Annotated in this window: 23 protein-coding genes and 1 tRNA gene; 17 read left to right on the top strand and 7 right to left on the bottom strand. The window is 59.8% G+C overall.

All coding sequences use genetic code 11. The annotated features are described in order from the left end of the window. Position 1: 1 nt before the first annotated feature. A complete protein-coding gene (locus tag JFT66_RS28190) occupies positions 2 to 886 on the bottom strand; it encodes a LysR family transcriptional regulator (protein WP_198860548.1) in 885 nt (294 codons plus the stop codon). Positions 887 to 1,008: 122 nt separating this feature from the next. On the opposite strand from JFT66_RS28190, the gene JFT66_RS28195 reads away from it, so the two are divergent. Next, on the top strand, positions 1,009 to 2,352 hold the full coding sequence (locus JFT66_RS28195; RefSeq protein ID WP_080752930.1) for an MFS transporter: 1,344 nt from the start codon (positions 1,009 to 1,011) through the stop codon (positions 2,350 to 2,352). Positions 2,353 to 2,410: 58 nt separating this feature from the next. Here JFT66_RS28195 and JFT66_RS28200 read toward each other — a convergent pair whose 3' ends face one another. Further along, positions 2,411 to 3,220, bottom strand: coding sequence for an AraC family transcriptional regulator (locus JFT66_RS28200; RefSeq protein WP_034117960.1), 810 nt, complete (start codon positions 3,218 to 3,220; stop codon positions 2,411 to 2,413). A gap of 204 nt (positions 3,221 to 3,424) precedes the next feature. Here JFT66_RS28200 and JFT66_RS28205 point away from each other — a divergent pair, with 204 nt between their 5' ends. Genes JFT66_RS28205 through ddlA form a run of 4 tightly spaced genes read left to right on the top strand, consistent with a single transcriptional unit; the run spans position 3,425 to position 6,027 of the window. Further along, on the top strand, positions 3,425 to 3,985 hold the full coding sequence (locus JFT66_RS28205) for a DUF2975 domain-containing protein (protein WP_034117961.1): 561 nt from the start codon (positions 3,425 to 3,427) through the stop codon (positions 3,983 to 3,985). A gap of 7 nt (positions 3,986 to 3,992) precedes the next feature. After that, a complete protein-coding gene (locus JFT66_RS28210; protein WP_153838971.1) occupies positions 3,993 to 4,214 on the top strand; it encodes a helix-turn-helix domain-containing protein in 222 nt (73 codons plus the stop codon). 35 nt (positions 4,215 to 4,249) lie between these two features. Then, positions 4,250 to 4,888 carry a LysE family transporter gene (locus JFT66_RS28215; RefSeq protein WP_034117963.1) on the top strand — a complete coding sequence of 213 codons (639 nt, stop codon included), beginning with the start codon at positions 4,250 to 4,252 and terminating at the stop codon, positions 4,886 to 4,888. 44 nt (positions 4,889 to 4,932) lie between these two features. Then, positions 4,933 to 6,027, top strand: coding sequence for a D-alanine--D-alanine ligase (gene ddlA / locus JFT66_RS28220; protein WP_034117964.1), 1,095 nt, complete (start codon positions 4,933 to 4,935; stop codon positions 6,025 to 6,027). A gap of 81 nt (positions 6,028 to 6,108) precedes the next feature. Here the strand turns inward: ddlA and JFT66_RS28225 are convergent, their stop codons facing one another. From JFT66_RS28225 to JFT66_RS28235, 3 genes are read right to left on the bottom strand one after another with little or no spacing between them, the layout of a single operon-like run. Then, on the bottom strand, positions 6,109 to 6,825 hold the full coding sequence (locus JFT66_RS28225) for a polyphenol oxidase family protein (RefSeq protein ID WP_198860549.1): 717 nt from the start codon (positions 6,823 to 6,825) through the stop codon (positions 6,109 to 6,111). A gap of 27 nt (positions 6,826 to 6,852) precedes the next feature. Continuing rightward, on the bottom strand, positions 6,853 to 8,682 hold the full coding sequence (gene ggt, locus JFT66_RS28230) for a gamma-glutamyltransferase (protein WP_198860550.1): 1,830 nt from the start codon (positions 8,680 to 8,682) through the stop codon (positions 6,853 to 6,855). A 37-nt stretch (positions 8,683 to 8,719) separates the two neighbouring features. Continuing rightward, on the bottom strand, positions 8,720 to 9,499 hold the full coding sequence (locus JFT66_RS28235) for a PhzF family phenazine biosynthesis protein (RefSeq protein ID WP_162524923.1): 780 nt from the start codon (positions 9,497 to 9,499) through the stop codon (positions 8,720 to 8,722). A gap of 228 nt (positions 9,500 to 9,727) precedes the next feature. Here JFT66_RS28235 and JFT66_RS28240 point away from each other — a divergent pair, with 228 nt between their 5' ends. Beyond that, entirely contained in the window at positions 9,728 to 10,336 is a 609-nt protein-coding gene (locus JFT66_RS28240; RefSeq protein WP_034118780.1) for a nucleotidyltransferase domain-containing protein, read from the top strand. Positions 10,337 to 10,553: 217 nt separating this feature from the next. Here JFT66_RS28240 and JFT66_RS28245 read toward each other — a convergent pair. Continuing rightward, a tRNA-Met gene (locus JFT66_RS28245) sits at positions 10,554 to 10,630 on the bottom strand. A 341-nt stretch (positions 10,631 to 10,971) separates the two neighbouring features. Further along, the gene (locus JFT66_RS28250; protein WP_034117967.1) at positions 10,972 to 11,523 is read right to left on the bottom strand and encodes an RNA polymerase sigma factor; all 552 of its coding nucleotides are present in this window, start codon (positions 11,521 to 11,523) and stop codon (positions 10,972 to 10,974) included. A 264-nt stretch (positions 11,524 to 11,787) separates the two neighbouring features. On the opposite strand from JFT66_RS28250, the gene sctW reads away from it, so the two are divergent. Genes sctW through sctU form a run of 11 tightly spaced genes read left to right on the top strand, consistent with a single transcriptional unit; the run spans position 11,788 to position 21,931 of the window. Further along, positions 11,788 to 12,843 carry a type III secretion system gatekeeper subunit SctW gene (sctW, locus tag JFT66_RS28255; protein ID WP_153838966.1) on the top strand — a complete coding sequence of 352 codons (1,056 nt, stop codon included), beginning with the start codon at positions 11,788 to 11,790 and terminating at the stop codon, positions 12,841 to 12,843. Then, entirely contained in the window at positions 12,840 to 14,933 is a 2,094-nt protein-coding gene (sctV, locus tag JFT66_RS28260; RefSeq protein WP_198860551.1) for a type III secretion system export apparatus subunit SctV, read from the top strand. Before sctW ends, sctV begins: the two co-directional genes overlap by 4 nt. Positions 14,934 to 14,970: 37 nt before the next feature. Further along, entirely contained in the window at positions 14,971 to 15,876 is a 906-nt protein-coding gene (locus JFT66_RS28265) for an FHA domain-containing protein (RefSeq protein ID WP_034117970.1), read from the top strand. Further along, the gene (locus JFT66_RS28270; protein ID WP_034117971.1) at positions 15,873 to 17,231 is read left to right on the top strand and encodes a FliI/YscN family ATPase; all 1,359 of its coding nucleotides are present in this window, start codon (positions 15,873 to 15,875) and stop codon (positions 17,229 to 17,231) included. Before JFT66_RS28265 ends, JFT66_RS28270 begins: the two co-directional genes overlap by 4 nt. Continuing rightward, complete coding sequence (locus JFT66_RS28275; protein ID WP_034117972.1) at positions 17,218 to 17,646, top strand: YscO family type III secretion system apparatus protein; 429 nt, start codon at positions 17,218 to 17,220, stop codon at positions 17,644 to 17,646. Before JFT66_RS28270 ends, JFT66_RS28275 begins: the two co-directional genes overlap by 14 nt. Beyond that, positions 17,643 to 18,104, top strand: coding sequence for a type III secretion system HrpP C-terminal domain-containing protein (locus tag JFT66_RS28280; RefSeq protein WP_034117973.1), 462 nt, complete (start codon positions 17,643 to 17,645; stop codon positions 18,102 to 18,104). The genes JFT66_RS28275 and JFT66_RS28280 overlap by 4 nt, the downstream gene beginning before the upstream one ends. Further along, the gene (locus JFT66_RS28285; RefSeq protein WP_034117974.1) at positions 18,101 to 19,114 is read left to right on the top strand and encodes a FliM/FliN family flagellar motor switch protein; all 1,014 of its coding nucleotides are present in this window, start codon (positions 18,101 to 18,103) and stop codon (positions 19,112 to 19,114) included. The genes JFT66_RS28280 and JFT66_RS28285 overlap by 4 nt, the downstream gene beginning before the upstream one ends. Then, positions 19,111 to 19,767, top strand: coding sequence for a type III secretion system export apparatus subunit SctR (sctR, locus tag JFT66_RS28290; RefSeq protein ID WP_034117975.1), 657 nt, complete (start codon positions 19,111 to 19,113; stop codon positions 19,765 to 19,767). Before JFT66_RS28285 ends, sctR begins: the two co-directional genes overlap by 4 nt. A gap of 7 nt (positions 19,768 to 19,774) precedes the next feature. Continuing rightward, positions 19,775 to 20,038, top strand: a complete 264-nt coding sequence (gene sctS / locus JFT66_RS28295; RefSeq protein WP_034117976.1) for a type III secretion system export apparatus subunit SctS — start codon at positions 19,775 to 19,777, stop codon at positions 20,036 to 20,038. Positions 20,039 to 20,048: 10 nt separating this feature from the next. Further along, positions 20,049 to 20,837: a type III secretion system export apparatus subunit SctT gene (sctT, locus tag JFT66_RS28300; RefSeq protein WP_034117977.1), complete on the top strand. Its 789-nt coding sequence runs from the start codon at positions 20,049 to 20,051 to the stop codon at positions 20,835 to 20,837. Continuing rightward, a complete protein-coding gene (gene sctU / locus JFT66_RS28305) occupies positions 20,834 to 21,931 on the top strand; it encodes a type III secretion system export apparatus subunit SctU (protein ID WP_034117978.1) in 1,098 nt (365 codons plus the stop codon). Before sctT ends, sctU begins: the two co-directional genes overlap by 4 nt. The last annotated feature ends 117 nt before the right edge of the window (positions 21,932 to 22,048 follow it).

Consider the following 22,048-nt stretch of genomic DNA (forward strand, 5'->3'; position numbering starts at 1 on the left):
GCTACCAGCGTGCGTTTGCCAGCGCCTCGGCAAACGCCATCAATTTCGGTGAGTACTGCCGGGACGGCGGGTAGACCAACGAGATCCCTCGACTGCGCCCGGCAAACCCTTCCAGCAAAGGCACCAGGCGTCCGGCGGCGAGGTCATCGCGCACCGCGAAATCCATGACTTGGGCGATGCCATAACCGCCCACGGCGCCATCGACCAGGGCATCGCCGATATCAAAGATCAGCCGCCCTTCGACGGCCACGTCCTGCACCTTGCCATTGAGCATGAACTGCCAATCCACCATGCGGCCGCTGCGTAAGTTGCGCACGGTGAGGCAGTGGTGGTCCTTGAGTTCATCGACGCTTTGCGGCGTGCCAAACCGTGCCAGGTAGGCAGGCGAGGCGACGGTGATCCAACGCAGCGGCGCCAGTGTGCGGGCGATCAGGCGTTGGTCTTGAATCTCGCCGGTACGCAGCAGTGCGTCGAAACCCTCATCGACGATATCCACCAGGCGGTCGGTCATCACCGCTTCGATACGCAACTCGGGGTAGCGCAAGGTCAAGTCGCCAATCACCGGCATCACCACCTTGCGCCCGAACAGCGAGGGCGTGCTGATCTTCAGCAGGCCGGACGGGTTGCTGCGTCGGTCGAGCATCAGCTTTTCGGCTTCGGCCAACTCGGCCAGTAACGGCGCACTGCGCTCATACAGCATTTGCCCATCCGGCGTGAGGCTGACGCTGCGGGTGTTGCGTTGCAGCAAGCGCACGCCCAACTGCTGTTCCAAGCGGGAAATGGCGCGGGACAGCCCCGATTGAGTCAGCCCCAGGTCGCCGGCGGCCCGGGTGAAACTGCGGGTTTCGGCGACACGGACCAGTAGGCGAACAGCGTTCAGATCCATGATTTAAATCATCAGTGAAAGAGTGGTAACGCTATTTATCATCCGCGACGCATAAAAGACACTGGCCGCACTTCATTTTCGGATAGGACGCTGTGATGCCTCCCACTAAACCTTCAGGCTGGATGCTGTTGCTGCTGGCCACCGCCCAACTGATCATCGCCCTCGATGCCACCATCGTCTTTGTCGCATTGCCGCAAATCGGCACGCACCTGGCGTTTTCCGCCCAGCAATTACAGTGGGTGGTGAGCGCCTACAGCGTGGCGTTCGGTGGCTTCCTGTTGCTGGGCGGCCGCGCCACTGACTTGTTGGGCAAGCGCCGTTTGTATCGAGTGGGCCAGGCGCTGTATGCGTTGGCGTCCCTGGCAGCGGTGCTCGGTGGCAGCGCGCTGTTGCTGGTGCTGGCGCGCGCGGTGCAAGGCGTGGGCGGGGCGATGTTGTTCCCGGCCACCTTGGCGTTGATCAACACCCACTATGCCGAAGGCCCGGCGCGTAACCGTGCGTTCGCGGTGTGGAGTGCGGCGTCGGCAGCAGGCCTGGCCCTGGGCGCGCTACTGGGAGGCGTGCTGACCCAGGTGTGGGGCTGGGAGGCGGTATTCCTGGTGAATGTGCCGTTGGCCGGTGGCTGCGCCTGGGCGGCGCGCTATTGGATTCCTGCCGATGGCGAGCGGGTGCGCGGGCGCAAGTTCGATATCAGCGGCGCATTGACCGTGACGGTCGGAGGCACCTTGCTGGTGTTTGCCTTGGTACAGGGCCCGGAGTGGGGCTGGACGGCGCCTGCCACCCTAGGCTGTATCGCCCTGGCCGTAACATTGCTGGGCGTGTTCGCCTGGATCGAGCACCGCGGCCGCGACCCGCTGATGCCACTGCGCCTGTTCGCCTATCGCGAACTGCGCATGGCCATGGTCCTGACAGCGGTCTTCATGAGCAGCTTTGGTGTGCAGTACTACTTCCTTGCGGTGTACTACCAACAGGTCTACGGCTATAGCGTGTTGCAGACCGGGCTGGCATTTTTGCCAGCGACCCTGGTGTGTACGTTCGGCATCTGGCTGGCGGAGCACTCATTGGGCCGGCTTGGGTTGCGCAACACACTGGTCTACGGGCAGTTGGCGGGCGCAGTGGGCATCGGGCTGGTGTGTTGGGCCTTGCCGACAGGCGTGGGGTTCTGGTCGCTGCTGCCGGGGATTTTTATCTTGAGCATCGGCCAAGGCATGACCTGGACAGCCATGTGGGTGGCGGCGGGCCTGGGTATTCGACCCGCAGAGCAAGGTGTAGCGGCGGGGATGGCGTCTACCAGCCAGCAGGTTGGTGGAGCGTTGGGGTTGGCGGTGCTGGTGTCGGTGGCCAATACCGGCGGGATTGAGTTGGCGTTGTGGTGGAGTGCGGCGATTGCCTTGGCGGGGGCGGTGTTGGCGTTGGGGCTCAACTCGCCTGGCAAGGCGTCGAACGCGGTACTGAAAGCAAGCTGACTCATATGTGGGAGAGGGCAAGCCCCCTCCCACATTTGATTGCATGCCAAGCCTTGTATCAGCGCCCGAGCATCTTCACCCAACGCGATGGCGGCATGCCGTAGGTGCTGCGAAATTGTCGGGTCATGTGGCTTTGGTCGGTAAAACCGGCGGTCATTGCGGCATCCACCAGAGATTGGCCCTGGGCCAACAAGTGACGCACCAGGTCCAGCCGGCGCATGGTCAGGTAGCGGTAGGGGCTGGTGCCGAACAACACGCGAAAATCCCGCGACAAGGCCCAGCGATCGCGACCGGCGTGGTCGGCCATTTCATCCAGGGTGATGCTGCGGCCCAGGGCGCTGTGGATAAATTCACGGGCGCGTTCGGCAGCGACGTAGTCGAAGGATTTACGGCTGACGATGGCGCCCGACGCATTGCTCAGCGCCTGGGCCAGGTCGAACATGGCGTCCTGCTCTTGCATCGGGTCAATCGGGCAATCCAGGCTTTGCAGCAGCACTTCGCTGGCGCGGTGCAGCCGAGGGTCGGTGGACAAGCCGCCGGGGATAAACGGCAAGGGCTTGCCGCCGAGGATCTGCTGGATCAGCGCGGGCTCCACATAAATCATCCGGTACTTGAAGCCTTCGTCGCTGCCTGCGCGGCCGTCATGGGTTTCATCCGGGTGAATCACCATGGTGGTGCCGGGCATGCTGTGGGTCATGCCGCCGCGATAATGAAAGCTCTGCACGCCTAACAACGTGCGCCCGATGGCGTAGGTGTCGTGGCGATGGGGGTCGAACGCGAAGCCGGCAAAGTACGCCTCGATACGGTCCAGGCCACTGGCGTGCGGGGCGCGGTGCAGCCAGTCGAGGGTGTGGGTGGGTTTGCCCATGGTGACTTGTCACAGAAGGAGGTGGAAATACGTTAACCCAGTCTGACGTGAGTTGTCTGTCGAGGTCTTGAATGATTGTGCGTACGGTCTGCGGGTTTTTGATGAGGCTGTTTCGCGTTGGATATATTGATTTGCATTAAAAAATGATTGTTTTACGATAATTTATATATTATTTTGCACCCTCATCACTTACCGAGGTTGTTTATGAATACCCAACGTCTGGCACAACTCAGCCAGCGCATGTCGCTGGTTACCCTTCTGCTGATTGTCGCAATGCTTGTGCTCAACACCGCCGTGTGGCTGTTCCCGGTGCTGGGTTCTACCGCCGACGGCCTAGGGCTTAGTTTTTCCTTGAGTAACCGGATTCAGGACAGCGGCGTGCAAATCGCACTGCTCCCCTGGTGGCAAGGGGTGGGCGGTATAGTACTTTCCAGTATTCCGCTGATGGCCTTGGTGTCGGGTTTGAACCATCTGCGCAAACTGTTTCGCAACTACGCCCGTGGTGAGTATTTTTCCAGCGCAGCGGCCCAGCATCTGGGTAAAGTTGGGCGAGCAGTCGCATTGTGGGTATTGCTGGAATTTTTATGCGAGCCATTGCTCGGCCTCTGGGTCTCTATGAATGAGCCGCAAGGCGAGCGATTTTTCACATTGAGCTTCGCCCCGCCGAGCTTCGTCGCATTGTTTCTTGCTGCCTGTATTGCGGTAATCGCGCGTATCCTGTGGCAGGCCAGTGAAGTGGATTCTGAAAACCGCACTTTTGTTTGAGATCGAAATGCCCATTGTGATTGAACTGGACGTTATGCTTGCTCGGCGCAAGGTCAAATCCAAAGACCTGGCGGCCGCCATCGGGATTACCGAACAGAACCTGTCGTTGCTCAAACAGGGCAAGGTCAAGGGCATACGGCTGGGCACGCTGGATGCCATTTGCACCTACCTGGACTGTCAGCCTGGGGACCTGTTGGTGCACACGCCCGAACCGGCGAGCGACCTTTAGCGGTGTGAGCCTATTAACGTAAAGAGGGATCGCCCATGTTGTTCTCCGACCTGCCTTATCTCGCGTCTTTGTTGCCATTGGCGTTGCTCTGGACGGTCGCCGTAGTGACGCCCGGCCCCAACTTCTTTAATACGGCGCAATTGGCCGCCAGTTGTTCGCGACGTCACGGTGTAGTGGCGTCGGCGGGCGTAGCGACGGGCACGATTATTTGGGGGCTGGCAGGTGGCCTGGGTATCAAGTCGCTGTTTACCGCCGCGCCCATGTTGTACCTGGCGTTCAAGATCATCGGCGGTTGCTACCTGATCTACCTTGGGCTAAAGCTGTTCAAGCGCTCGGCGCCGACAACGGGGCAGGCGGTGTTGCCCGATGAGCCGCGACGCTCGTTGTTTTCCGCCTGGCGCTTTGGTTTGCTCGGCAACTTGTCCAACCCCAAGGCCGCGCTGTTCGTCGCCACGGCCTTCGCCTCGACCATGCCGCCCTCACCCTCGCCGGCGTTGCTGACTTTGGCGGTCATCACCATGGCTACGTTGTCGTTCAGTTGGTATTCCAGCGTAGCCCTGGTGTTCTCCAGCGAGCGCATGGCCAACCTCTACAGTCGTTCGCGCAAGTGGCTCGACCGCTTTGCCGGCAGTTGCTATCTGTTGTTCGGGGCGCATCTGGTGGCGAATCGCTGACTGCTCGTGGTAAGAAGCCTTACTTTCAACAGTGAGGCCGAGTCATGAGCAAGGTGCGGGTAGGTATTATTTTTGGTGGTCGTTCGACTGAGCATGAGGTTTCGCTGCAATCGGCGCGCAACATCGTCGATGCCCTCGACCGTTCGCGCTACGACCCCATCCTGATCGGTATCGACAAGGCCGGTCACTGGCACCTCAACGACACGTCGAACTTCCTGATCAACCAGGAAAACCCGGCACTGATCGCCCTCAACCAATCCAATCGTGAATTGGCGGTGGTGCCCGGCAAGGCGAGCCAGCAAGTGGTGGAAACCTCCGGCCAGGGCCTGCTGGAACACATCGATGTGATCTTCCCCATTGTCCACGGCACCCTTGGCGAAGACGGTTGCCTGCAAGGTTTGCTGCGCATGGCTGACTTGCCCTTTGTCGGCTCCGACGTGCTCGGCTCGGCCGTGTGCATGGACAAAGACATCAGCAAACGCCTGCTGCGTGACGCCGGTATTGCCGTCACGCCGTTCATCACCCTCACCCGTGGCAACGCGGCGCGCACTTCCTTTGAAGCGGCCGCGAACAAGCTCGGTGTGCCAATGTTCGTCAAGCCCGCCAACCAGGGCTCTTCAGTGGGCGTGAGCAAAGTCGGCAGCGAAGCCGAGTACCGCGCCGCGGTTGAGCTGGCGTTGGGCTTTGATGAAAAAGTGCTGGTGGAGTCCGCCGTTCAAGGCCGTGAAATCGAATGCGCCGTGTTGGGCAATGACCACCCCATCGCCAGCGGTTGTGGCGAGATCGTGGTGAGCAACGGCTTCTATTCCTACGACAGCAAATACATCGACGATCAGGCAGCCCAAGTGGTGGTGCCGGCGGCTATCAGCCATGAAGCCAGCGAGCGAATTCGCAGCCTGGCCATCGAAGCATTTGAGACGTTGGGTTGCGCAGGGCTGGCGCGGGTGGATGTGTTCCTGACGGATGAGGGCGAAGTCCTGATCAACGAGGTCAACTCACTGCCTGGTTTTACCCGCATCAGCATGTACCCCAAGCTGTGGCAGGCGGCGGGCATGAGCTATAGCGAGTTGGTGAGCCGGTTGATCGAATTGGCGCTGGAGCGGCATGCGGGGCGCAAGGGGTTGAAGATCAGCCGCTGATTGCTGGTGGCCCTCGGTTCAAGGGCTGCTGCGCAGCCCGCCGGGAGCAAGCTCCTTCGCCACAAGAGTACGGTCTGTCCGTCAGGTCGTACGAGCAATCCACGAATAGATCAACGTCTTCGGCTCCTCCAAGTGATGCGTCCTCCTGCGATAGCTGGCAAACGCCGGCGACGTGCAGTAAGTGCACACGTCACTCACCTCGATAAGCTGGCGCTTGACCCCCGCCGCGTGCAGCAACAGCAGTCCATACCCGCTCAAGTCAAACCAGGCACTTCCCGCTTGCCTGGCGTGGGGCGGTGTAATGTGCGGGGGCTGTAGCGGCGCCGGTTGCTCAATGCTCCAGGGTGCCTGGCGGTCCTCCCATAGGTGGCCTTGATCTGCTTGGAACTGGGCAATGAACGTTTCACTCACCTCATAGCAGCACGGCTTGATCGACGGCCCAATTGCCACCCGCAACTGGTCCGCGGTAATGCCTTCATCGATAAAACACTGCACGGCATTGCCGATAATCCCGCGTTGCAAGCCCTTCCAGCCACCATGAATGGCGGCCACTAAATCACCGCCTGCGATCAGAATGGGCAAACAGTCGGCCGTGATGACCGCAATTGGCTGCCGGCTCCGGGTGAACACGCCGTCCGCCTCAACCGTATTAGTCACTTGGCCCGACTGCCACTCAATCACCGACGCGCTGTGCACCTGCTTGCAGATGAACACATCATCAGGTCGCAGCGGGTCATCAATCGAACAAAAACCGTGATCGACGCCGGGTAGGGCGCCGAGGTTGTGGGCTGTGTGCACCGTGCATTCTCCGTTGATCAAAACACCTTAGTCACCCAGCGCCTCGCCTTCACGCCGAGGGTCGGCGCCGCCGCTCAGCAACACCTTGCCCTGGGCATCCCGTGTACGGATGATGGCCTGGACGCCGCTGGTCATATCGATCTCGCTCAGGGCATGGCCTTTGTCCTTGAGCGCCTGTTTCAGCGCAGGGCTGAACAGGCCGGCTTCCAACTCGGTAGCGCCGTTGCGGCTGCCGAAATTGGGCAGGCTGATGGCCGCTTGCGGGTCGAGCTTCCAGTCGAGCATGGCCACCAGGGATTTGCTCACGTATTCGATGATCTGCGAACCGCCAGGGGAACCGACGGTGGCCAGCAGTTCACCCGTCTTGCGGTCGAACACCAAGGTCGGTGCCATGGCCGAACGTGGGCGCTTGCCAGGTTGCACGCGGTTGGCGACAGGCTGACCGTTTTCTTCTGGGATGAACGAGAAGTCGGTCATCTGGTTGTTGAGCAAAAAGCCCTGGACCATCACATGGGAACCGAACGCCGCTTCCACCGTAGTGGTCATCGACACGGCACCGCCCTGGTCGTCCACCGCCACCACTTGCGACGTGGAGATACGCAGCGGCGAGCGGTCTGGCGCGTACGCCACTTGAACGCCAGCGGGTTGGCCGGGCTTGGCGATGCCCATGCTGCGCTCACCGATCAACGCGGCGCGTTGGGCCAGGTAATTGGGCGCGACGAGGCCGGCAACGGGCACGGGGGTGAAGTCTGCATCAGCCACATACAGTGCGCGGTCGGCAAAGGCCAGGCGCCCGGCTTCGGCGATCAGGTGCACCGCCTCGGGTGTCGGTTCAAGCCCGGCAGGCGAGGCGCTTTTGACCGGCGTCATCGGTGCGATAGCCAGGCGCGGGTCGCGGGCTTCCAATGCCTGCAAGGTCCCGAGTATCTGCGCCACAGCAATCCCGCCCGAGGAGGGCGGCGGCATGCCGCAGACCTTCCATTGTTTGTAGTCGGTACACAGGGGCGTGCGTTCCTTGGCGGTGTAGCCCTTGAGGTCGGCCTGGGACAAGCTGCCGGCATTGCGATTGCCCTGCACCTTGCGCGCGATTTCATCGGCAATCGGCCCGTGATACAGCGCATCCGGCCCTTCCTTGGCGATGCGCTTGAACACGGCGGCCAGCGCTGGGTTTTTCAGCGGCGTGCCGGTGGCTTTGGGCGAACCATCGGCATTCAGGAAGTACGCCGCCATCTCCGGTGATTGTGCGATAAAGCGATCAGCCGCGATCAAGCTGTGCAAGCGCGGGGAGATGGCGAAGCCTTGCTCCGACAGACGGATCGCCGGTTCAAACAGCTTGGCCCACTGCAGGCGGCCGCTCTTCTTGTGCGCCATCTCCAGTGCGCGCAACACCCCGGGCGTGCCCACCGAGCGCCCGCCAATCTGCGCATCGGTGAAGGCCATTGGCGTGCCGTCGGCTTTCAGGAACAGACGCTCCGTTGCACCGGCCGGCGCGGTTTCGCGACCATCGTAGGCATGCACGTTTTGCCCATCCCACAGCATGATGAACGCACCGCCACCGATACCGGAGGACTGCGGTTCCACCAGAGTCAACACCGCTTGCATGGCAATTGCCGCATCGATGGCCGAACCGCCTTGGCGCAACATCTCACGTCCGGCTTCGGCGGCCAGCGGGTTGGCGGCGGCGGCCATATGGCGTTCGGCGTGGCGGGTGCTGAGGTCGGTGCGATAGCCCGAGCCCAGCTCCGGGGCCGGTGGTTGTTCGTTGACGGGGGTGTGGCAGGCCGCGAGGGCCAGGGCTGTTGCGATGACCGTCAGGTGGCGGCGAGAAATCAAAAACACGCGCTGAACTCCGTTCATTTTGAGAATGATCTGTTGTCCTTGGGTACTTGCTTTCTTAAAGGTAAATCGTGCCTTGCATATACAGCGCGCCCTGGCCGGAGATAATCACGCGGTCGCCTTGGAGTTCACAACGCAACTGGCCCTTACGCTGGCCGCCTTGCTCGGCAGTCAACTGCGATTTGCCCAGGCGCTCGGCCCACAACGGTGCCAGCGAGGTGTGCGCCGAGCCGGTGACGGGGTCTTCATTGACCCCCACATTCGGGCCGAACCAGCGCGAGACAAAATCAAACCGCGTGCTTTTGGCGGTGACCGCAATCCCGCGTTTAGGCAGGCCCTTGAGTCGCGCAAAATCCGGCGTGAGTGCCGCCACCTGCGCTTCATCCTCTACCAGCACGATGTAGTCGTCGGTGCCAAACACCTCGGCGTTTTCAATCCCCAACGCACTCAACATACCGCTCGGCGGCTCGCAGCGTTCGGGCTGCTTGGCCGGGAAATCCATCGCCAATTCGTCGCCATTGCGCGTCACCCGCAACTCGCCGCTACGGGTGGCAAAGCGCAGCACCTCGGGGGCATCGGCCAGCATATGGATCAATACCCACGCCGCCGCCAACGTGGCATGGCCGCACAGGTCCACCTCGACTTGCGGGGTGAGCCAGCGCAACTCATAGAACTCGCCACGGGGTACGAAGAATGCGGTTTCCGAGAGGTTATTCTCGGCCGCGATGTTCTGTAGTTGTTCGTCGGGCAGCCATTCTGTGAGCGGGCACACCGCCGCCGGGTTACCGCCAAAGGGACGTTGACTGAAGGCGTCGACCTGGTAGATGTCCAGTTTCACCGTTAGGCACTCCGTGTGTGAAGGGAGGCTGGACACTAACAGTGGGGTTGGGGGGCGTCAAAATACAGTTGGGGAGTTTTTTTGCGCGCATAAAAAAACGGCCTACCTTTCGGTAAGCCGGTTTTAGTACTTGGTGGTACACAGACATTCGAACTGGATTGGTAGTTATCTGTATCTGTAGATTATTTATGTGGCAACGTAATGCTCAGAACGATCGGAGATCAGACTATGACGGACCGGACTTTGGCGCCGGATCAAGCGCTGTGGAGTTCATGGACACCCGCTGAGTTGGCTGTTCGCCTGAAGACCGTCTCGCGTCCATGGTGCGTTGTCGGCGGGTGGGCGCTTGATCTATGGCTCGGTGAAAAGACGAGGGAGCATGACGATATAGAATTCACGATGTTGCGAGACGATTTCCGGGAATTCCGGCACGCGTTTGGCGATCTCGATATGTACACCGCGAAGGCCGGAGTGCTCACTTTTCTTCCCGCGGATCATATCCCAGGGTTAGACATTCAGCAGGTGTGGTGTTTCGACCCAGTTGCTCAAGCCTGGCGGGTGGACATGATGATTGAATCAGGAAGTCCTGAGGTATGGGTTTACAAGCGGGATGGGGCTCTCCGGTTTCCCCGTACAGAAATGTTGTATTCGAGCAGTGAAGGCATTCCATATTTACGGCCTGCGGCGATCCTCTTGTTCAAAGCCTTGCGCGTACGGCCCAAGGACGAGGAGGATTTTCACAAGACCTTGCCGACGCTGCCCGCTGAGGAGTTGGCGTGGCTGAGGCAGCATTTGCTGAAGCTTCATCCGGGGCATCACTGGATAATCCCTTCATGACCGCTATTGATCAACAACTGCCCGCTGCATTGGGGCGGCGTTTGATCTCGGATCGTTTCAATTGCGCTTATATCCCCTCGGTTCAATTATCAGTCGAGGATGCACGGTGGGAAGGTATGGGGATACAGGAAGAGACAGCCAGAAACAAGAAAGCCCGCACGAGGCGGGCTTCTTGAGGTGATTCATAGACTGCTGTAGACATCTATGGATCGGTACTTGGTGGCTACACAGGGACTTGAACCCCGGACCCCAGCATTATGAATGCTATGCTCTAACCAACTGAGCTATGTAGCCAAGTGGCGCGCATTATTCGCCTGGAACGGCAATGCGTCAAGCCTTTTTATTGAAAATTTTTCTACGCTTTCAACTGTTTAACGGAAAACGCCGCTTTGGGCGACGGGCGGCAGGGGATGTGCACATCCGATCAGCCAATCCAATCCTGTGTAGGCGCGGGCTTGATGATCAGGGGGAGCGAGATGGAGTCGATGGCGGTCCCCGACGTAAAGGGCGGAGGTGGGACCGCTTTGGAGCGGTGGGCGCTGTAGCGCTGGGCCTTTGCATGCTTTCGATCGTGCCAGGTCTGACGGTGTTGGGCAGATATCCCTGTCGCCCAACGCTTGACCGTTTAAGTCTGGTTACTGGTGCAGCGTGTTATGGGTGACGCGCTTGAGCTGCTCGCGTGCCCGGGACAGGCGTGAGCGAACGGTGCCGATGGGTATATCCAACACGTCCGCAGTGTCCTGGTAGCTGCCGTCGGTCTCCAGCGAGGCATACAGGGTTTTGCGCATCTCTGTCGGTAAATGATCAATCGCGCTGAGGGTACTTTCAAGGCGCCGGTTGACCTCAAACTCCCAGTCCAGACTATTGTTTTCTTCCTGACCATGCCACAGCGACTCATCGAATTCGCAATGCGCGGGCTTGGCATACAAGCGCCGAAAGTGATTGCGGATCAGGTTCTGCGCAATGCCGCACATCCACGTGCTAAGCGAAGCGGTGCCACTGAAACGCTCGCGATTACGCCAGGCTTCCAGGTAGGTCAATTGCAAAAGATCATCCGCATCTTCCGGGTTGAGCACTCGCTTGTGAATGAAACGGCGGAGTTTCTTCTGTTGGTCGTCTGTCAGGTGGAGCATGAATTGAGGCGAGCTGCCAACAAGATGAGCTAAAGCTTCAATAGGGATACTCATGATTTATTCCTTAAGGTAGACGCAGTCGAAATGGTTTCGACGGTTACCTCTTTTGCACTGCCTGTGCCAAAGGAGAATCCACATATAACTTAATGATTTATATAAATAAAATCGTAATGGTCGACGCGCTTTTGTGCCGTAACTTGCAAAAGGCATCACGGGCGTGTGCAGGTTTTTTCATCATGTCGGCAGGCTGGATTTCTATGGAACCATCTATGCGGGCCTTGCCACATATGGACACTATCTTCCTGCCCTGGCCTGCCCATGAAAGTCGAATCTGCCAATGAAGTACTAACGCCCCCACGCTTGGAGCCGTCCACCGTTAACCCGGTAGTCAAGCCTGAGCCGGGCAAAGGTATCGATGATCTTTTTCTGCACTTCAGCCAGGAGGTGGAGTCCAGCAGCCGCACATTGGACAAGCGCAAAATCGGGGTGCGTGTGCCCCCTGTGCAGGCGTTCGCGCAGCTCTATGAGCAGTTGGGGCATCCGGCCCAGGAAAGTTTTGCGGCGGTTGCGCGGCGGGTCAGGCTGCAATTGCTGACGCAACCCAGCGTCGAAAAGTTGCTTGAAAGTACCGGCGGTGACCCGGCCCGCACCTTCGTGGTACTCAAGTCGGTGTTGGAGCAGGCCGATGCCGAAGTGCGCAAGTCCGAAGCCAACCTGGCGCGGGATGCCATTGCCAAGTTGGAGATTCGCTTTAAAGGAGAGATCCAGGCAGGCCTGAATATCGCCGTGGCCTTGCAGAAGGCGGGTGGCGATCCACAGGAGCGCCAGGCGCTACGCGCGCTCTATTACGCAAGTGTGGTGACGCGGCAATCCTTGGCGACCATGATGCAGGCCCTGTTGGGCGTTTACGGTGACGACCGCTTTGCCCATGGGCTGGGCGTGATGTCCAGCGCCTTGACGGCCGACATCGCCGCCCATGCATCGTCCGTCCCTACGGCAATGTTGCGCACCTTGTTGGTGGGGCTGCGCAGTTGCGGCGCATTGAGTGGCGTTTTGTGCAGTTGTCGTGATTTGACCCAGAACCTGGCGATTGATCTGCATGCGGTAAGCCTGCTGCAGCGCCTGCTGGGTTATGCCAGCACCGGCATTGCGTCAAATGAAGTCATGCGCCTGGCCGAGGATATGGGGGACAACACGCCCACTCTTGTGTCTCTCAATATGCTTTACCCGGTGTTTCAACGCCTGCCCCTGGCGCTATGGCCGGATAGTCGGTCCCGCCAAGAAGCGCTGCATAACTTCCTGCTGGTGATGGACGAGCTTGCCCGTCTCGAAGGCAGGAACCCTCGCTTTCCCGATTCGAGCATCCTGGCGTGACTGTGCTGTCCGCCATCAACGGCGTACTGCTCAAGCTGGCTCAGCGTGCCGAGGTATTGGGCGCCGTGGTGATCATGGCGATTGTGTTCATCTTCATCGTGCCGCTGCCCACTTGGCTGGTGGACATCCTGATTGCGCTGAATATCTGCATTTCCTGTTTGCTGATCATGTTGGCGCTGTACTTGCCCGGGCCTTTGGCGTTCTCTTCCTTCCCGTCGATTTTGTTGCTGACCACCATGTTTCGCCTGGCGTTGTCGATCGCCACCACGCGCTTGATCCTGCTGGAACAGGACGCCGGCGATATCGTCGAGGCCTTCGGAAACTTCGTGGTAGGAGGCAACCTGGCGGTGGGCATGGTGATCTTCCTGATCCTGACCCTGGTCAACTTCCTGGTCATCACCAAGGGCTCTGAGCGGGTGGCCGAAGTGGCAGCACGGTTCAGTCTGGACGCGATGCCGGGCAAGCAGATGTCCATCGACAGCGACTTGCGTGCCGGCTTGATCGACGGTGCGCAAGCGCGCGACAAGCGTGAACAGTTGTCTCGCGAGAGCCAGTTGTTCGGTGCAATGGATGGTGCCATGAAGTTCGTCAAGGGCGATGCCATCGCCGGGTTGATCATTGTGGTGGTTAACCTGCTGGGCGGATTCTCCACGGGGATGTTCCAGCACGGTTTGAGCGCTGGCGACTCGATGGCGCTGTATTCGGTACTGACCATTGGCGACGGTTTGATCGCGCAGATTCCTGCGCTGCTGATCTCGCTGACTGCTGGCATGATCATTACCCGGGTAGCGCCTGAGGGGCGCAAGGGCGTCACGAACATGGGCGCCGAAATCGCCCGGCAGATGACCAGTGAGCCCAAGAGCTGGATGATCGCATCGGTGGCAATGCTGGTGTTTGCGATCGTGCCTGGCATGCCGACCTTGGTGTTTATCCTGATATCGATGATGACCGGCGGCCTGGGTTATTACCTCGACCTCCGGCGCCGCAGGCAAGAGCAGCCGGAAGCTGAAGCTGTCGACGCCACGCGGCCCGAGGAAAACGGTAGCGAGGACCTGCGCGGGTTTGATCCGTCCCGTCCCTATCTGTTGCAGTTTCCCTCGGCCTTGCGAGGGACGCCTGAGGTGACGGATCTTATTCACGGAATCCGTCAGGTACGCAATTCCCTGGTCGCGAACATTGGTCTGACATTGCCACCGTTCGAGGTCGAGATCGATGATTCACTGGCTGACGATGAAATGCGCTTCTGTGTGCATGAAGTGCCGATGGTCAGGGCGTCGGTGGTCCAGCGCGTGGCCGTGGAGCGCGCCGCACTGACGGTTGAGCCCGAGCATGGCACCCCGGGATTGGCCGAGCGCAATGAACAGGACTGGCTCTGGCTGCCACCTGATGACCCACTGCTCAATGACTCGCAGTTGGAGCGCTTCAGTGCGACGAGCCTGATCGTCGAGCGCATGAAGCAGGCGATGATGCTCAGCGGGCCTCAGTTCCTGGGGATCCAGGAGAGCAAGGCGATTCTCAGTTGGCTTGAGCACAACCAGCCCGAGCTGGTGCAGGAGCTGCAGCGCATCATGCCGATCTCGCGCTTTTCGGCGGTGTTGCAGCGCCTGGCCGGCGAGGGCGTGCCACTGCGCGCCGTGCGGTTGATTGTCGAGTCGCTGATCGAGTACGGCCAGCACGAACGTGAGCCGGAAGCGCTGGCCGACTACGCGCGCATTGCCCTCAAGTCGCAGATCCTCCACCAGTACAGTGAGGCCGATGGCCTGCATGCCTGGCTGTTATCACCGCAGACCGAAAACACCCTGCGCGAGGCGCTGCGCCAGACCCAGACGGGGGTGTTCTTCGCACTCGACAACGACAATAGTGCGGCGCTGATCAACCTGCTCAACCAAGCCTTCACTGTCCGGGCCAAAAGTAAAAGTGTGATGTTGGTGGCGCAAGACTTACGCAGCCCCTTGCGAACCTTGTTGATCGAGGAATTCAACCATGTGCCGGTGCTGTCGTTCGCCGAGCTGGGGAGCAACTCCAAGGTCAAGGTGCTGGGGCGTTTTGATCTTAGCCAGGATGAGTTGATGCACGGGACGTTGGCATGAACACATCGCTACTTGCAGAGTATGGGGGGAGGCGCTGATGTACGAACTCCGGGTATTGGATGGTTTGCATCAAGGCGCCGCGCTGCCTTTGTTTGGTGAGCAATGGAGCCTGGGCGCCAACGCGGATGCTGATCTTTTGCTGGATGATCCTGGTATTGCCGAGCATCACGCGCGCCTGCTGTTGGCTGAAGGGCGGTGGTCGGTGCAGGCTGAGGCAGGGTTGTTGAAAAACAGCGATGGGCAAATGTTGGCGCAGATCGGCGATCTGGCGCTCAACACCGCGTTTGTGATTGGCACCGTTCGCTTGTGTGTCAGCCCTGCCGATCAACCTTGGTTACAAGTAGCGGTACCCAAGGCCGAACGCCCGACAACGGAGCCCGTGCATCAGGCGCCGCTGCCTCTGACGCTGTCGTCCATTTCATCGTCGCAGCAAAAACGCTTGCTCAGCCTGCTCCTGCTATGCGCCGTAATCATCGCGGCGGTCGGCATTGTCTTCACGGGTGAACGCCAGGCCCAGGCATCGCTGATGCCGGCAGTTATTCAGAAGCCCGGGCTGGACTCGCCCTCTGAGGTGCGCCAGCAGCTAATGAGAATGCTCGGTGAGCGCGAGCTCGTCCAGCGGGTCAGCTTGCAAATCGTCAATGGTCAGATTGCCCTCAATGGTGTTGTTTCCCAGGAGGAAGTGGAACTGATCGCACGCATGCTCGATCGTTTTGCCGAGCAGTTCGATACCGTCGTGCCGGTGATCAGTCGCGTCCGGGTACGTGATGGCACGTTGCCATTCAAAATATTGCAGATTGTCGGTGGCCCGAACGGCCATGTGGTACTTGAGGAAGGAACCCGGCTGTTTGTGGGCGATGAAGTGGATGGCTTGCGCCTGGTATTGATCGATAACAGCAAGGTGGTTTTCGACGGCGAGCAACGTTATGAGGTGGGCTGGTGAAGGGTTCGTTGCAAGCGCGTCTGGAGGCTTGGCAACTGCACCAGTCGCAGGCGTTGAGCAGCTTCGCACCCGTCACGATGCGTGGTCGCATTCAGCGCGTGAACGGCATGCTGTTGCAGTGTCGATTGCCACAGGCCCGTATCGGCGACCTGTGCCAGGTCGAAAAAACACCCGGCGACTACATGCTGGCCGAGATCATCGGGTTCGATCAGCGCGATGCGGTGCTCAGTGCCCTGGGCAACCTGGAGGGCGTGCGCGTAGGTGCCAGCGTCGAGCGGCTGGGGGTGCCGCATCAGGTACGGGTCGGTGACGAGCTATTAGGGCAGGTGCTGGATGGTTTCGGTCGCCCGATTGCGGGTGAGGGTGTCGGTGCGTTCGTTGAGGTGGACACGCCGGAAGCAACCCCGGTGTTGTGCGAGGCGCCCCTTCCTACGGAACGGCCGCGGATCAACCGCGCCCTGGCGACGGGGGTGCGCTCGATTGATGGCCTGATGACGCTGGGAGAGGGCCAGCGTGTCGGGCTGTTTGCCGGTGCCGGTTGTGGCAAGACGACCTTGTTGGCCGAGATCGCCCGTAACGTGGAATGCGATGTGATCGTGTTCGGTCTGATTGGTGAGCGGGGCCGCGAGTTACGTGAGTTTCTCGATCACGAACTGGATGAGCAACTGCGTGCCAAGGCCGTGTTGGTATGCGCCACTTCCGATCGCTCGAGCATGGAGCGCGCACGCGCCGCGTTCACGGCAACCGCCCTGGCCGAGGGCTTTCGGCGTAAAGGCCAGCGGGTGTTGTTGCTGATCGACTCGCTGACCCGGTTCGCCCGGGCCCAGCGCGAAATCGGCCTGGCTGCCGGTGAGCCCTTGGGGCGCGGTGGCTTGCCGCCGTCGGTCTACAGCTTGTTGCCCCGGTTGGTGGAGCGCGCCGGGTTGACCCGCGATGGCGTGATCACGGCCATCTACACGGTACTGATCGAGCAGGACTCCATGAACGATCCGGTGGCGGATGAAGTGCGCTCTCTGCTCGATGGCCACATCGTCCTGTCACGCAAGCTGGCCGAGCGTGGGCACTACCCGGCGGTCGATGTCCTGGCTAGCCTTTCGCGAATTTTAAGCAATGTCGCAGAGCCCGTGCATATTCGTGCCGGTACGGCGTTGCGGCGCCTGCTGTCGGCTTACCAGCAGATCGAGCTGATGCTCAAGTTGGGCGAGTATCAGCCCGGCAATGATGCGCTCACCGATCTTGCCGTCGACAGCCGGCAGGCGGTGGATGGCTTTCTGCGACAGGACTTGCGGGAACCTTCGCCGCTTGCCGTCACCATGGATCAACTGTCTGAGCTGACCGCCCATGTCCCATTCTGAAGTGTTAACAGGTGAAATCGATACCTTGCGACGTTTGCGCCGACATCGTGCTGATCGCGCTGAGCGTGCGCTGCGTGAGGCAAAACGGACTCAGCAAGCGCTGGTTGCGCACATCCTTGAGGTACAGCAAGTGCTGGAGCAAACCCGAGAGGAAGAGGCCCGACAATGTGCGCAGCTATTGAGTGAGCACCAGGGACAAGTGGTGACATTCAAGGCGCTGAAAACCTGGAGCGCCAAGGAGCAGCAGCTATCGGCGGGTACGCAGCGTGAAGAAAGCCATTTGCTGCGACTGCGAGGGCAGCAGCAAACGCAGGCGGTCGAGATCGGTCAGGCACAAAAACAGGTCACCTTGTGCTTGCGCCAGGTGGAAAAAATTCAAGAGTTATCTGAGTTACTGCGGCAGGAGTCGATATGAAACAGGTTTCAGTGGCTCCCCCTGAACGGCAGCGCCCGCGCGAACCTCGCGATGATCGTGCACCCGAATTCAGCGCCTTTGTGCCTTGGGAGCAACGGCGAATGTTTGCCCAGTTGTTTGATGATGACGGCCAGGGCGGAGGCGGATATGGAGCTTCCCTGAACGGAATCAAAGCCTCTGGCGATGTCGCCATGATCGAGGCGTTGACCGAGCAGTTGGCGCCGCGAATGCTCGTCGGTTCACAGTGGCCTTTGATGGCGGTCTTTCACCTCGGCCGCCTGGGGCGGATCAATGCCAGTATTCGCCGAGAGCAGGGCAGCTGGAATGTTGAGCTGGACGCGGAGCAAGACACTGCGGCGCGCTGGCTCAGTGGTGTACGCCAACAATGTGAGCAACGGCTGGCGGCGAGCCTGCATCAGCCTGTCAGCTTGTACTTGGCCAAATCGGCGCAAGCATGATGTTACCCCCTCTGGTATTTCCCACGTTCAATGCCGATATCGCGGCTGCCCGGCTGCGGTTAGGGCACGGGGTGTGTATGCCGTTCCAGGTCGCAGGCTCAAGTGGCGAGTTGAAAATGGAACCCGGGCCTGCTCCGGTGGGTGTCCAGCCGCTCTGTTTCGAAACCGCCTGCGGGGTGTTGGCCTTCAGTGAGCCGGGACCGCAGTTCAGCTTGATCGGTGAATGCCCAATGACGTTGGCACAGGCCGGCAACGATCCGAACGGCTGGTTCTGGGCCTTGTTCAACCATCATATGAGCCCCCAGGTGCAGGCACTGTTCGGCCATCTGCGCCTTGTGCCAGGCACCCGGCCATTGAACTTTGGCTGTCGACTCTGCGTGACGCTCGGTGCGTCCCGTGCCACGGGTTATCTGTGGTTGTCTGCCGAAAGCTTTCTGGCGTTGTGCAAGGCGGGGCCGTGGCGCTCCGTGGCAGGGTCAGTGCCGGCGCAGTTCCAACTGGCGGTGGAGGTGACGCTTGGGCGCCTGCGGTTGCCCATGAACCAATTACGCAGCTTGCGGGCCGGTGACGTGCTGGTGGTTGAACAGGCCTTTTTCAGTGCGTCGGGAACCGGTCATGTGCAGGTTGGCAAACAGCGCCTGGTGGGCTGGATCGACGCTGAATCCGGGCCGACACGCCTGACCCTTACTTCTATCGAGGACACGCTTGTGGACGAAGATTTTGCAACACAGACCTACTCAGGGTATGAGGATGAGACGGCGGTGACGGACGTATTCGGGCATGAGCCATTCGATGAATTGAGCATGGCGCTCAATGTGCGGTGCGGCACGCTGAACCTGACCCTCGGTGAATTGCGCAACCTTGCACCCGGTGCCGTGTTGGGGGTGGCTGGGTACGCCCCAGGTACGGCCGGTCTTTACTACGGTGACCGCCCCCTTGGCCTGGGTCAACTGGTTGAAGTGGACGGGCGGCTGGGGCTGCAGATGACCCGCGTGATCTTTTCTCGATGAATAGTTTCCAGGGGATAGATCCCGTCGTCCTGGCAGTGTTTCTTGGGGCATTGTCGTTGATGCCCATGCTGTTGGTCGTCTGCACAGCGTTCCTGAAAATCGTGATTGTGCTGATGATCACCCGCAATGCCATCGGGGTGCAGCAAGTGCCTCCGGGTATGGCCATCAACGGCATTGCCCTGGCGGCGACCCTGTTCATCATGGCGCCTGTCGGTTATGAGATGGCCGAAATCGTCAAGGTGTCGCCCCTTGACCTGACCAGCGTGGGCGCACTTCAACAGACGGGGGTGGAGGCGATCAAACCGTTGCGCACCTTCATGTTGCGCAACAGTGACCCGGATATTCTTACTCACCTGTTGGAGAACACTGCGCGCATGTGGCCGGCGCAGATGGCACAGGAAGTCCAGCGTGAGGACCTGATCCTGCTGGTGCCGGCCTTTGTACTGTCGCAGTTGCAGGCGGGGTTCGAAATTGGTTTCCTGATCTATATCCCGTTTATCGTGATTGACCTGATCGTCTCCAATCTCCTGCTGGCGCTGGGTATGCAAATGGTCTCGCCGATGACCATTTCCCTGCCACTCAAATTGCTCCTGTTCGTGATGGTCTCCGGATGGTCGCGATTGCTCGACAGCCTGTTCCTTTCCTATCTCTGAGTGGCCTATGGAACCGATCGTACTGTTCAAGCAGGGCATGCTGCTGGTGGTTCTGTTGACGGCGCCGCCGCTGATTGTGGCGGTGGTAGTGGGGGTCATGACATCTCTGGTACAGGCGCTGATGCAGGTACAGGACCAGACGTTGCCTTTCGGGATCAAGCTGGTGGCGGTGGGTATCACCTTGATCATGACCGGTCGCTGGATCGGTGTGGAGTTGATCCAGCTGATGAACGTGACGTTCGACATGATTAGCCGTTCGGCCCTGCACTGAGGTCTCGCCTGTGCTGCTATATCTTGAGTATTTACCCAGCTTGCTGGTGGCCATGGCGCGTATCTACCCCTGTGCCTTTCTCGTGGCGGCATTCTGTTTTCAACATATACGCGGCATGCCACGGCACACCATCGTGATGGTCATGGCGCTGGTGCCGATGCCGGCCGTTCATGCGACGCTGGCGGGCCAGGAACACTCTGCGCTGATGCTCGGTGGGCTGGTCCTGAAAGAGGTGGCCCTGGGGCTATTGCTGGGTGTGTTGTTGTCTATGCCGTTCTGGCTGTTCGAGTCGGTCGGGGCGCTGCTGGATAACCAGCGTGGCGCTTTGGCCGGCGGTCAGCTCAACCCCTCGCTGGGGCCGGATGCGACGCCATCCGGGCACCTGTTCAAGCAACTGGCGATTTTTCTGTTGATGGTCAGCATGGGCCTCGGCGCGTTGACCCAGGTGATCTGGGACAGCTATCTGCTGTGGCCACCGACGGTGTGGTTTCCGCTGCCCGCCGCCGATGGGTTCGGTGCATTTGTCGATCTGCTCGGCGAAACGTTCACGCACATGGTGCTCTACGCCGCTCCCTTTATCGCGGTGCTGCTGTTGCTGGAGTTCGGCATTGCACTGTTAGGGGTCTACAGCCAGCAACTGCAAGTGAGTACGTTGGCGCCGCCCCTCAAGTGCCTGGCGGGTATTGGTGTCCTGCTGCTGTACTTTGAGTTGCTGCAGGACCTGATCGTCGGGCGCATGGGCTTGCTCACAGACCTCAAACACACCCTGGGGCTGTTTTTCAAGGTCCCGATCCTATGAGTGATTCAGGGGAAAAAAAGCACCCCGCATCAGCCAAGAAACTGCGTGATCAACGTAAGAAAGGACAGGTCGCCCAAAGCCAGGATGTGGGTAAGTTAATGGTGCTGACCGCCATCAGTGAAATCGCCTTGTTCACCGCCGAGACCAGCCTGCAGCGTTTCCAACAGTTGATGCTGCTGCCGACTTCACGCCTGGCCTTGCCTTTCCCGCAGGCAATGGAAGAGGTGATGGTCGAAGGCGTGATGATGTTTTTCGCGTTCGCCTTGTTGATGGCCGCGGTGGCGATAATCACGAAGCTGGTCAGCAGCTGGATGCAGTTCGGGATTCTGTTCGCCCCGGACTCCCTGAAGCTCGATTTCAACCGCCTTAACCCTCTCAATCAACTCAAGCAAATGTTCTCTGTACAGTCGTTGATGAACCTGTTGATGAGTGTGGTCAAGGCGGCGCTCCTGGGCCTGATCCTGTACGTGGTGATCTGGCCTTCCTTGGGAGCATTGATCAACCTGGCCACCAGCGACCTGCAAAGCTACATCCTGGCCTTGATCGCGCTGTTCCGCTATTTGCTGCATGCCTGCCTGGGGTTATTGCTGGTGCTCGCCCTTATCGATCTGACAATGCAGAAGTACTTCTTTGCCAAGCGCATGCGCATGACTCAGGTCGAGGTCGTCAAAGAGTACAAGGACATGGAGGGCGACCCCCATGTGAAGGGGCAACGCCGCGCGTTGGCGCAGCAATTGGCCCAGGAAGAGCCCAAGGTCAAGCTGCCCAAGCTGGAGGAGTCCGATATGCTGGTGGTCAACCCGACGCACTTTGCCGTGGCCTTGTATTACCGCCCGGGCGAAACACCGCTGCCTCTGTTGGTGGACAAAGGGACCGATGATGACGCCCGTGCGTTAATCGCCCGGGCCAAGTCGGCCGATGTGCCGGTCATTCAGTGTGTGTGGTTGGCCCGTACGCTTTATACGAAGAAGTTGGGGGCGACTATTCCTCGTGAAACCCTGCAAGCCGTGGCATTGATCTACCGCACCTTGCGCGAGCTTGATGATGAAGCCAAGCGTGAGACCCTGGAGTTGCCGGAGCTTGATCTGCGTTGACTAGGGGGCGTTCTCAATTAGTTTCCCCACCTCGCCGGGTCTGCTGCTGTGCAGGGCAAGGCGCGAGAAGCGTGGTTTGGTCATTCCAAATAAGCTTCGAGCAACGCAGCCCTGCAC

This window comes from Pseudomonas sp. MF6755 (assembly GCF_016405635.1).
GTDB classification, from domain to species: domain Bacteria; phylum Pseudomonadota; class Gammaproteobacteria; order Pseudomonadales; family Pseudomonadaceae; genus Aquipseudomonas; species Aquipseudomonas haemolytica.